At 63.2% G+C, this 11,768-nt stretch carries 5 protein-coding genes; all 5 read left to right on the top strand.

Annotated features, from left to right (window positions below; all coding sequences use genetic code 11):
- Positions 1 to 400: 400 nt before the first annotated feature.
- The 5 genes from AC1MLZ_RS20400 to AC1MLZ_RS20420 all read left to right on the top strand — a co-directional run bounded on the left by AC1MLZ_RS20400 (position 401) and on the right by AC1MLZ_RS20420 (position 11,719).
- Positions 401 to 1,597, top strand: a complete 1,197-nt coding sequence (locus tag AC1MLZ_RS20400) for a DUF6361 family protein (RefSeq protein ID WP_480961811.1) — start codon at positions 401 to 403, stop codon at positions 1,595 to 1,597.
- Positions 1,594 to 3,402 carry a phospholipase D-like domain-containing protein gene (locus AC1MLZ_RS20405; protein WP_480961812.1) on the top strand — a complete coding sequence of 603 codons (1,809 nt, stop codon included), beginning with the start codon at positions 1,594 to 1,596 and terminating at the stop codon, positions 3,400 to 3,402. Before AC1MLZ_RS20400 ends, AC1MLZ_RS20405 begins: the two co-directional genes overlap by 4 nt.
- On the top strand, positions 3,399 to 6,398 hold the full coding sequence (locus tag AC1MLZ_RS20410) for a DEAD/DEAH box helicase family protein (protein ID WP_480961813.1): 3,000 nt from the start codon (positions 3,399 to 3,401) through the stop codon (positions 6,396 to 6,398). The genes AC1MLZ_RS20405 and AC1MLZ_RS20410 overlap by 4 nt, the downstream gene beginning before the upstream one ends.
- Positions 6,399 to 6,909: 511 nt before the next feature.
- Entirely contained in the window at positions 6,910 to 10,092 is a 3,183-nt protein-coding gene (locus AC1MLZ_RS20415) for a helicase-related protein (protein WP_480961814.1), read from the top strand.
- A 286-nt stretch (positions 10,093 to 10,378) separates the two neighbouring features.
- Positions 10,379 to 11,719 (top strand): hypothetical protein, encoded by a 1,341-nt coding sequence (locus tag AC1MLZ_RS20420; RefSeq protein ID WP_480961815.1) that lies wholly within the window; start codon positions 10,379 to 10,381, stop codon positions 11,717 to 11,719.
- Positions 11,720 to 11,768: the final 49 nt, after the last annotated feature.

Raw genomic sequence — 11,768 nt, forward strand, 5'->3', positions numbered from 1 at the left:
TTTAAGCTAGGTCGCGGACTGGGCTGTGTCTGTCCACGGTGCGGGTTGCGCACCGAGCAGTACCTGAGCAGCATGTCACTCGCAAATAGCGGCTCGATCGCGCTTCCGTAAGCATCGAAATCTGACTCATGTTCATCTAATGGCTTGGTCTTCGAGGCTTAATAGTTAAGCTCAGGCGACCGCGGGGGTGCCTCGCAATCGAAGAACGCCAGGGCGGGAACGTATTGGACAAGCTGCGCGACCAAGGTCTGTTTCTCCTGCGACTTGTCTGCTCCTGCCGCTGGGTGGTGCCCTTCGTGGCCCTTGGGACCATTCTCGCAATGCCAGGACTGCTCCGTTGGCGCGCCGGACGTACCACGCGCCCGTTCATCGCATCTGCCCGGCGCCGAGCGATGGGACAATGAACGTCGACGCCACGAATCCAGCGATCGGCTGGTTCATGCTCTCCGAAGCAGACCGCGCCGCGGCGTCGCGGCACCTCGCGAAGCTCGCTTCAGACGGTACGCGCGACGAACTCGGCTTCGCGCCGATCCACTTCGCGTTCGCCGACCGCTTCTTCCCAGGCACCTCCGTCCAGCACGCCCAGCTCCGCTACGTCCTCTTCGTCGCCTGGGCCTACCAGGAGCTTCTGGAGGCCGATCCGGGAGCCCGCTTCAGCGAGGAGCATCTGCGCGAGATCGAGCGCCGGTACTCGCGCCGCCTCATTGACACGGCTCCCCAGCTTCAGAACTCCGGGATATCGGGTTGGATGAAGTACGAGGCCGGAACGCTTCCCGCCGTGCGCGCGAGCACCATTTACTGGACCGCGCTCCGCTCCTGGGGGCTGGTCCGGTCGCCGATCACCGGCGAGCCGCCATCGGAGGCGGAACTGCGGAACGCCTGGCCGCGGCTCGTCACGCGGGCGGAGACGGACAACGGGAAGGCGGCGGCGATCGACATCTTCGAGGGAATTCCAAAGCGCCCCGCCGACTGGACCCGCAAGACCGGACCGCTGGACTTTGACCTGAGGCCAGCTGAGGCCAGGTTCCTGCAGGCACGCTGGCGAACGGCCGGTCACGGCGGAACGCAGCCGCTCATGAGCAAGGTAGCCGATGCCGGCATCCATACCGGACCGCTTTGGTCCCGGGAGGTCCGGCGCGTCGCCAGCGAGCGTGAACGCGTCTCCCTCGACATCGCACGACGCGCCGCCTCTATGGCGTGCATCGCGCGTGCCGCACACGCCGCGCTGATTGAGGCCCGCCGCAACCAGGACCTCGGACGCGATGACGCCCGACACCGCGACGCACTGCCGAAGCTCGTCGAGGACCATCGCCAAGCCACGCTCGAACTCGACGTCGAGGCGCTGAGGGCCGAGACCGGGATGGACCACAGGCTCGCCGCGTTCATCGAGCGGATCAAGGCCTGGACCACTGATGGCGACAGGCTCGCGGCGCTCGAGGACACGATCGTCCGGCGGGAGCATGAGCTGAAGGGCGGTCGTGCATATCTTTCCAATGAGAGGCGGCGGGTGGACTGGAGTAAGGGGGTCGCCGAGCCCCTAGACTACAGGTGGCCCACGGTGACCCATCTGGTCGCCAGCGTCCTGGAGGTCGCATGAGCTTCGAGCCGGGCGACGGGGCGTCCGTGTTCGCCGCGATGCGACCACGCAAGGGACAGATGCTAACCCGCGCGGTCATCGCCACCTATTCGCTGGACATGGTCGCGCTGCTGGGGCTGGTGCTGGCACTCGGCGGAGACGACGAGGCCGACTTCGCAAGCTCGCCGCTCAGCTTGGTCAAGGCGTTCGAGCAGGTTCGTGGCAAGCTCGTCGTCATGCACCAGCTCGGACGCATATCCGCGCCTCGCGCGCACCGCTCGATCCTCCCGCTCCTAGACACCATGCTCCACGGCGTGGCCACCGACGAACGGTCGGCGAGCTGGCATCCCAAGATCATGCTCGCGCGGTACAAGGGCGATGGTGGCCCTGAGTGGCGGTTCTGGATCGGGAGCCGGAACCTCACGGGCTCGACCGATCTCGAAGCGGGTCTGCTCCTCGTATCGGGCACCGGCCGCGGGACCAGGCAAATCGCCGACGTCCACGACCTAGCCGCCGAACTGCTTGCAGGCAGCCTGCAGGAGGGAGAGCTCGCCGAGTTGCGGGAGGCCAAGTGGTCCGCGCCATCCGGCGTGACGGTGCGCCGGCTGCTATGGCGCAGACCAGGAGAGGATAAGTCGTTCCTCGACGAGTGGGAGAACCGTCGCCCCGAGAGCATTCGCGCGCTGAGCCCGTTCATCGACAGGACCGGGGTCGGTGCCATCCTCGGGGTGATCAGTGGGCCCATGACATTGATGACGACACGGGAGGCAATGTCGAGCTGTGGGCCGTTGGGGCGGGTCGAGTACCGCACGGCCGCCGCGCCCGATCCTGAGGCCGAGGTCCGGGTTGAGGACCAGCAGGAGGAGGCTGCCGGAGACTTCTCCGACCGACCCACCATCGGGGTGCACGCCAAGCTGCTGATGACGACGCGCGGACAGAAGGCGGAGATGATGCTGGGCAGCGCGAACCTCACGCGACGCGGCCTTCGAGGACCCAACGCGGAAGCGGTCGCGCTCCTGGACATTTCCGATCCCGCAGTATCCGGGCCGCTCGCGGGCTTCATTGACCAAGGGGTCCAACTCTCGGCGGAGCAGCCGGACGAGGAGCGCCAGACGCGTCTGCAGATCGAGCGGGAGCTCGACCACGCCATCTACGCGCTGCTCGAGCGACCCATGGCGCTCCGGCTCGACGGTGCCGGCCTGCGTCTCTCGATCGACGGGGGGATCGACGATCTGCTCGCCACCGCCACCGTGTCGGCCGCGTCGTTCAGCGCGAGCGAACGGCAGGTGCCGTGGCCCCCCGGAGCATCCGAGGTCGTGCTGCTGGAGCGTCCGCCTCCGCTCGAGGAACAGAGTTCGCTCGTGATCCTGATGGCCTCCAGCGTAAGCGACCCGGCGGTGCAGCGCAGCTGGGTGCAGCAGGTGGAGCTACCGGGTCTCGACAAGGAGCGTCGCGACCGCGCCCTGCTCGCGCGATACGTGGGCGTTTCTCGGTTCAGGGCGTGGCTCCGTTCCCTTCTAGACGGCTACGACGCCACCGGAGGCGAGCGTTGGACGGACGACGCCGCAGATCGTAGGAAGGGCGCATCCCTCCCCATCTCGCAGTTCGAGCATTTCGCGCTGGAAAACATGCTCGCGAGCTGGGCGCGCGACCCGCTCAGGTTCGAGGCACGGCTCAAGGGCGTGACCGCCATGCTCGACACGTTCGAGGAGACGTTCGGGAGCCTCCCCGAGGCCGACGAGCGCTCGGCGGCGCTGCGTGAACTGGGCGAGGTGCGACCGTTCATCGCGGCCGTGACGCTCGCGATCGGACAGGAAGCAGTATGACCGAACTCGCCCCCTTCCAGCGCGCCACGGTCGACGCCGCCGCTCGACGTCTCTCCGGCGACCGGCCTCGGCGCTTTCTTGTCGCCGACGAGGTGGGGCTCGGGAAGACGGTGATCGCACGCGCCGTAGCGGAGCAGCTCAAGGGCAGGTCGAAGCGGTTCAACGTGATGTATCTCTGCCCCAGTCTCGAGATCGCCGGGCAGAACCGGCCGAAGTTCGTGTCGCTGACGGGCATCGAGGAAAAGGCCTACCTTCCAGGTGGAGACCGGCTGGCGCTCGTCCCGGGTTCGCCTCCGAGTGAGGGCAACGGCTACCGCATCTTCGCCTTCACGCCCGAGACGAGCCTACCCGGTTGGAAGCCCGGGCCACGGACCGGCCGCAAGGCCGAGCGCTGCCTGATCCGTTCCGTCCTCGCACGCTATCCCGACATCGAGGAGGCGGTGCTCGCCCTCGACGCCGAGCGCGACGCCAGACCCCTCCTGGAGGACTCCGCCGCCCTTGACGGCTTTACACACGTCGGAATCGACCGCGCGCTCCGCGACGTCTTCGCGTGCGGCGATGGCGAAGCGCTCGGACCCAAGGTCACCGGATGGCTACAGCGCGACAACACCGGGCTGGCGGAGTTCATCGCGCGGGCGCGGTCGGCGCTGGCGCTGGCGACGCTCCGGTCAAAGACGTTCAGGCCCGACCTGGTGATCTTGGACGAGTTCCACCGTTACGCCGACCTCATCCTTCCCCGGCCCGTGGTCGGCGGCAAGGACATCGAGCGCGAGCGGGCCGCGGTGCATAGGCTCCTCGTGGACGAGCTCACCGCGGGCCCCGAGGCCCCAGCCCTCCTCCTGTTGTCGGCGACCCCCTACAGGCTGCGGCGGCTGGACGGCGAGGAACTGCACGCCGTCGAGCACTACCGGGCGCTGATCGACCTGGCAGGGTTCCTCACGGACGATCAGGGAGCGAGGCAGCAGGTGGAGGAGGCGATGCGTGCCTACCACGACGCCCTCCTCGAACCGGACCCAGAAAAGGTGAGGACATCGCTACGCGCCGCCAAGCAGCGCATCGAGACCATCCTCCAACCAGTGGTTTCGCGGACCGAGCGCGCGCTCGTGCATGAGGAGGATCTGTTTGATCGCCCGGCGACGCCAGTCGTAGTCGAACCCGATGACCTCAGGGTGTTCCGCCACTTCGCGAAGGCTGCCTGCGCCGTGGACGCGAAATGGGCCGGCTGGACGCCAGCGATGTGGAGTTCCATCCCCTACCCGACCCAGACACTGCACGGCTACGCGCTATGGCCAAAGCTGCGCCACGCGACCGGGCAACCCGCGCTGGCAGGATCGGGCCGGGGGCAGCTGGCGCACCCCCAGCTCAGGAAGCTAGCGGAGATCGCCGGGGATCCCAGGCAGCTCAGCCTGCCATGGCAGCCGCCGACCGCCCCCTGGTGGCGGCTGGAGGGACCTTGGTCCGCCGCGAAGCGCCAGCCAGGAAAGACGCTGCTGTTCTCCCGGTGGAAGGCCGCACCGACCGCGATCTCCGCGCTGCTCTCGCTCCAGATCACCGGTGGGATGCGCAAGCCTGGGAGCAAGCCACCCGTCCCGCTTCTGAGGCCAGGCGGCGGCGAGGCGGGACCACTGCTCGGCCTGTTCATGCAGTGGCCGACACTGTCGCACGCGATCGAGCCCACCAAGACGGGCGGAGGCTCGATCCGGGCAGTGCGCACCAAGGCGCGAGACGACCTGCGGCAATTCCTCGACGAAAAACGGATAACCCTGACCGGGAAGGGGAAACGCGCGACCTGGCTGGTCGCCTGCGCTCTCGAGAGACACCTCTCTCGCCAAGGCTTCAACCGCATGAAGAGCGCCGTCCTAATCGCGAACACCGGGCGCGGCGGCCTTGCCTGGGATGACATAGAAGCCACAACGAGCATTTCCCCGGGCGAGCTGTCGGCGCTCGCCGATCTCCTCATCTCCTCGCCTGGCGCGATCGTCGCACGGTGCGCTCGGCGACACAGCGTACCTTTTGATACTGCCAAGGAGGCAAGAGCGGTATTCGCTTTCGCCTGGGGTCGGCTTCGCAGCTACCTCGGACACCGCACCTTCGCGGACACGATCCTGTCAGCCTCAGACCGAAAGCGCTATCCCGACGCGCTTTGCGACGCGATGCTCAAGGGCGGCTTCGAGGCTGTGCTCGACGAGCAGATGGGGATCCTTGGCCAGCTCGGCGATGCGAAGGGTTTACAGATCATCGACCGGCTGTCAGCCAGCTTGATGGATCGTCCGGGCCTTGTGCGCCTGCGCCGTGGCAAGGCAGATGCGCGCATACCTGTGCAGGCGGTCGTGCCGTTCTCCGGAGGTGAGCAGCGCCGGACCTCAAAGGGAAAGGGAGGCAAGCTGCGAAGCGATGGTCTTCGCCAAGCCTTCAACTCGCCCTTCTGGCCGCACATCCTATGCACCACCTCGGTCGGGCAGGAGGGACTGGACTTCCACCTCTGGTGCCGCAGGCTGGTCCACTGGGACCTTCCCTCGGACCCCGTCGACTTCGAGCAGCGCGAGGGCCGGATCGCGCGCTACGGCAGTCTCGCGGTGCGTCAATCTCTCGCCAGCGCCCACGGCCGCCAAGCCCTGGCAGAGGCCAAACGTACGAGCCCGTTCCTGGGCATTTTGAGGATCGCCCGCGAGCAGCCCGCCGGCGGGACCGGGCTGGAACGCTGGTGGCTGCCTGCGAACGGTAGACCCGAGAGCATCAGCTTCGATTGGAAGTTCAGCCTGCGATCCGTCCGCAAGGAGCGGATGCTGAAAGACCTCCTCCTCTACCGGCTGGCGCTTGGGCAGCCTGAGCCGGATGCGTTCGTGACGATGTTGCGGCGTATCGATGCCGACGCCGCCGAGGCCCGAAGCTTGGCGATCTGCCTAGCGGCCATATCGAGGGTCGACGCCGCCGCGTCCGCGGTCACCGTGACCGGAACGTCGTCGCGGCCGCATGTCCCGTCGGTGGACGCCTAGAAGCTGCTTCCGATTCATCTACCCGTGTGTGGCGCGCCGAGCGCCCCGAAGGCGCCCGTCATCCCATCATCTCGTACTCCGCTGGCTCGCTCGAAGACGTAGGGTCGGAAGAGGCTATTCGGGCGCAGACGGTCAAATTGCTGGAAGGCGGACGAAATCACTTCAAGACGAGGGAGACGCGGTATGCATTCCCGGCGTAATCCAGTTCATTACAGTGACCTGCTGACGAAGAACCTAGACTAGACTATCGAGATAGATGAAGCGCTAACGACTTCAGTCAATGATTTTGTCCAGATCACAATGCAGGAGACGACATCAGACATTGGCGTGGCAGTACAGCAATTGACGCTTAGCTGCTCGTCTATCTCATGGAGGGTTACACCCTCGGTGGCCTCCGCCAACGCCCGGACGAACGCCATTGGACGATCGAGTTTCACCATCCGCTCGGTCAACATTCCTTGCTTGGGTCCGGATGTGTGCGAGCTTGGGCACGACCTATGGAATGACAAGCATGGATATATCCGTCTTTGAATCGGTTGCCCTATTGACCCCAGTGCATCTCGTGCCGAACAGCATCAAAGTTCGCGACGCGATAACCGAGGCGGACGGGCTGCTTCACAAGACAGCGGGAGCCGGAATGTTTGCCACTGGAACGATAGTAAGGTTGCGTAACGATCCCGCCTGCGCAGGTGAGATTACCGGCAAGTCTACCACCCGTGGAGGGAGGGTCTATCACGAGGTCAGGCTAGCTGACGGCAGTGGTCAGCGCATGCTCCCCGAAAGTCAGTTAAATGCTGGATCGATCGCGCCAGACCCACTTGGGGATCTCGCTGCAGGACGATATGCTGACCCTGCCCTTTTACGACGCATGCTCTTGCATCATCGGCTTACCGGCCGTTTGCGAGACGTAATTTACAGCATGGACGTAACCGATACCGAATTTCACGCCTATCAGTTCAAACCGGTCGTAAAGCTCTTGGGCTCTCCTGCACAGGGATTGTTGATCGCGGATGAGGTGGGCCTTGGTAAAACCATCGAGGCTGGGCTGATCTGGACGGAACTAGTTGCGCGATTCGACTGTCACCGCCTCCTCGTAGTATGCCCGAAGTCGCTGACGGAGAAATGGCGATTAGAACTTTGGCAAAAGTTCTCGGTCGATGCCAAAATTGTTGATGCGACTGAATTGCTGGACTACCTGCGCCGTGAGGGCGAACGGTCGGACGGCTTCGCATTAATTGTTTCGCTATCGGCCGTGCGTCCGCCCCGTGGCTGGCAGGACGAGGGCGATGGCGCACGTGCTAAGCTCTCCCGCTTCCTCGCCGAACGGCAAGGCCAAGAGCCGCTAATTGATTGTCTCATTTTCGATGAAGCGCACCATCTGCGCAATGCCGACACAATGAGCCACGCTTTTGCAAAGGTTGCCATGGATGTGGCGGACTACAAGCTACTGCTGAGCGCAACACCCATCAACCTGCGTAGCCGCGACCTGCAAAACCTGCTCGCACTGCTCGATCCCGATACGTTCGATAATGCGTTTACCTTTGAATTGTTGGCCGACGAGAACCGACCATTAGTGGCGGCGCGCGATTTGACGCTACGGCCTCAAACTTCCTTTCCCAAACTTCTGGAGGTTCTCCGGGAGCTGCCGCGAGGAGCGCTGCTAAAAATCGACCGTCAGCTAGACAATTTGCAACGTGAGCTGACTGATCCGGATCTCGCAGACAGCCCGGCATTGCGGACGCGTATCGCCGCTCAGCTAGAAGAGATGTCGCTGCTAGGTTCGGTCGTGAACCGTACCCGACGCCGTGACGTCAATGCGCTTCAGGTCAAGCGCGAGGTTGATCACCTTCGGTGGGCCATGAATGAAGAGGAACGGCGATTTTACGAGGAGGCGTCCGACGTCGTTCGCAATCATGCCTGGTCCTTGAATGCATCGGAGCGCTTTCTGCTTGCAACGCCCCAGCGGCTGATCGCGTCGTCACTTGCGGCGGCACGCAGGCATTGGGCCCGCCGCGTCGTGAACCTCTCACTCGACGACGCAGACGATGATGCGGACGCAGCCGGCCCCCTCGTATCGAAGCTAGCCATCCTTTGTAACGATCCCGCACGGGCCGCCAAGCTAGAAGGTGGAGACACCAAATACGGTTGCCTTGCCGACGCTATTATCCGCCAGCAGGCCGCCGGCGACGACAAGCTGATCGTGTTCTCCAGCTTTCGGGTAACGCTCGACTATTTAGCCGAACGGCTACGCGCCGACGGGATCGTGGTCGAACTGATGCATGGCGGCGTGAGGGAAGATCGGACCGTAATCCTCGCGCGGTTCGCCAGCCGTAATGACGCTTGTGTCCTACTGACCTCTGAAGTTGGCGGCGAAGGCCTGGACATGCAATTCTGCCGTGCACTTATCAACTACGACTTGCCCTGGAATCCGATGAAGGTCGAACAACGCATCGGCCGAATCGATCGCATCGGTCAGCGCGCCGCCCGCATCAACATCGTATCGCTGATCGCAGCCGGTACGATCGAAGAACAGGTCTATGATCGACTGTATCGTCGTCTATTAGAAATCGAGCAAACTCTCGGAGCGTTCGAGGCGATATTAGGGGCCGAGATCACCGGTCTGGAGCAGCGCCTTCTAAATCCAGAATTGACGTTAGAGGAACAAGCGCAAGAAGTCGAACGTAGCGCGATGGCTTTTGTCGAACGGCAACGCCAGACGATTGCTCTGGAAGAGGAAGCGCCGGGCCTGATTGCTCATGGCGACATGATCCTCGCTCAGATTGCCGACAATCATCGCCCCGAACGCCGTATCGCTGCCGGCGAACTTGCCGATTATGTCCATGAGGCATTGGCCGGGCGTTATCCGGGAACCCGGATCGACGACGCGCCTGGAACCAACGGTCTATTTGATGTTAACTTGAGCGAGGCCGCGCACTTGGCCCTTAAACGCATTCTCATCCGCGGCGGACGTTTTAGGACGCGATTGACCCGTGAGACCCGATTGCGTGCTGCGTTCGAGCGTCGTGCGGATCTGCCGAAATCGGTCGAGTTAATCACGACCGTACATCCGCTGGTCCGCCTTGCGGCCGCGGTTCGCAAGGAGGCTGCGGAGGGTATCACGGCAGAGCCTGTCGTCCGCATCGCGCTGGCTATATCCGCGACGAATGTTCCCCCAGGCGCCTATGTCGCCGCGATGGAGCATTGGTGGGTCGATGGTGCTGTTCGCGTTGATCGCATCGCTTTCGGCGTGCAACACGCTAATGGGCCTGCATTCGACCCGTCCTTGGCAGAACAGTTCGTTCAGGTAGCGCTGCGTGCAGGCCGCCACGATGTCGGCGCTACGGCGCCGGGATCGATGCTCACTGCGATGCAGGCGCTTCGTGATCAAACTCTTTCCGCCGAGTTCGACGGGTTCGTTGATGAGGAGGAAGCGCGCCATTTTGATCGTGCCGAAACCGGGATCGCGAGATTGGAACGCCAGCATCAAAAGAGGGTCCGCGATACCGAGGAGAAACTTTGGTCATGGAAAATGAGCGGCGATGCCCGCAAACTAAAGCTGGTCCCCGCGGAACAAGGAAAGCTTAACAAGCTCCTCGCACGCCTGGATCTTCGCCGTGACGAGCTATCGGCTGCACGGGACCGCTTTTCCTTCCAGCGCAGCCTCGTAGGCCTCGCGGTCATCACGGTTAGTTGAGGGTAAACGGACGATGGCGATTCGGGGCGGCGGTGGACGACTGGGTGACGCGAAAGGCGCAGATGCCTTAGCGTCGTTGTTAAAGAGGATGACACCGGCTCCGCTCGCGAATTCGCAACCACAGCCGGCTACTAGCGAGGATCTGGCGGCAGCATTGGTACGACGAAGCCGAATAGCTGACCCTAAGATATCACGGCCGCGCGATCCCGTGGCAAATACAAAGCAGAAGGAGGTCATTAGGCTTCCTCGACACGTGATTGAGCAAGCGATCCGACAAGCTGACGTAATGAGCGAGTTGGCAACGCCATCTCCAGCGCCTCTCGTCCTGAATGACTTCGGTGGTGCTGCGTATCGTCGCGTCTCGATGCTGCGGTCGGAGCTTGAGCGTTTCGTTGCCGACGCCCGCGCGCCGAACAGCGTAGATGAAACAACCCGTGCATCAGTGGCTCGCCTCGTCGGACTCGGCAGCTTGGCACACGAACGAATTATCGACCCCGACGCGGACGGATATATCGGTCATGATTTTGGAACCAGCTCCACGAAGGCGGTGGTGCGGTGGCCGTATGATCGCGCACTTGGAGCATTCGGAGTACCCGTGCCGGCGGGCTGGTCCAGTGGCGGAATCCCGCATATTTGGCCAACCGTCGTCCATCTCCACCCGGCGACGAGCAGGTTCACGCTTTTGCCGGAGACACAATCGCGAGCGCTGTCCGGTTTTAAATCGGCCCTGATAGAGGGGCGAGGTCATCGCATTTGTGCGGGATCGCAGGCGACAATGGCTGACGCAGCCACCGCCTTCCTCGCTATGCATCTCGCCTACGTGCTCGGCACGGTGCTGGATCGAAGGACGGATGCCAAGATCAGTGGGGTCAACATCGGCGTGCCAGTCGCCGCGCTTGCTGATAGCAGCACCTATAAAGCGTTTTCTACCATCGTACGTGCCGCCATCCTATTGATCCCAAATGCGGCGAGCCTGACGCTGGATGACGTGAAAGTTGCCCTCGCGGTCGATGATGAGGGAACGCTACCGTTCGAGATCCACACCGAATTGGCAGGAGCAATTGCCGGTTATTGCGCTGGGCCTCGCCCATATTTGGGGCCGCACATGATAGTTGATTGCGGATCGGCGACGCTCGACATCGCGAGCTTTCATTTGGGCAACGGACTTTGGCCTATCGCGATCCACGCTGCAGGTGTCGATCCACTTGGCGCTGATGCTTGCGACGCCTATCAAAAAGCAGGCGTAACCGAGGAAGACTGCCGCGACGCCGCGCGCCACCATGAGCATCGGATATTCGTTGCGACTCTAGAACAAGCGCCGATCGCCTTCGGACAGGACGAAGATCGATGCTATCGATACCAGGTCATCGCGATCGGTGGCGGCATTTTCAGCCCTGTACATCGCCCGCTACTCGAAAGCATGGAAGCCGCCTTCCAGCGGCCGTTTCATCGTCCCAACCTTGATCCCTCGCTACTTTGCGAGCCTGGCACACATCCTGGACGTCTGATCCTTGCGGATGGGTTGGCTCGCGCGCCCGTTGATCTGCGCCAAGTAGCAATGCCAAGCGATCGTCCCGCATCGGTAGCGCCTTCTCGATCTGCTTTTATATCGAAGGATCAAATGTAACGGGAAGCGGCTCCAGTCCTCTGACTGCTCACGACACTTCGCCTTCCTA

It is taken from the genome of Sphingomonas sp. PEI4 (assembly GCF_056679955.1).

Excerpts from the sequence above, each read along its gene's own strand:
- AC1MLZ_RS20410 (WP_480961813.1), top strand. The coding sequence starts at position 3,399 with ATGACCGAACTCGCCCCCTTCCAGCGCGCCACGGTCGACGCCGCCGCT.
- AC1MLZ_RS20400 (WP_480961811.1), top strand. The coding sequence starts at position 401 with ATGAACGTCGACGCCACGAATCCAGCGATCGGCTGGTTCATGCTCTCC.
- AC1MLZ_RS20420 (WP_480961815.1), top strand. The coding sequence starts at position 10,379 with ATGAGCGAGTTGGCAACGCCATCTCCAGCGCCTCTCGTCCTGAATGAC.
- AC1MLZ_RS20405 (WP_480961812.1), top strand. The coding sequence starts at position 1,594 with ATGAGCTTCGAGCCGGGCGACGGGGCGTCCGTGTTCGCCGCGATGCGA.
- AC1MLZ_RS20415 (WP_480961814.1), top strand. The coding sequence starts at position 6,910 with ATGGATATATCCGTCTTTGAATCGGTTGCCCTATTGACCCCAGTGCAT.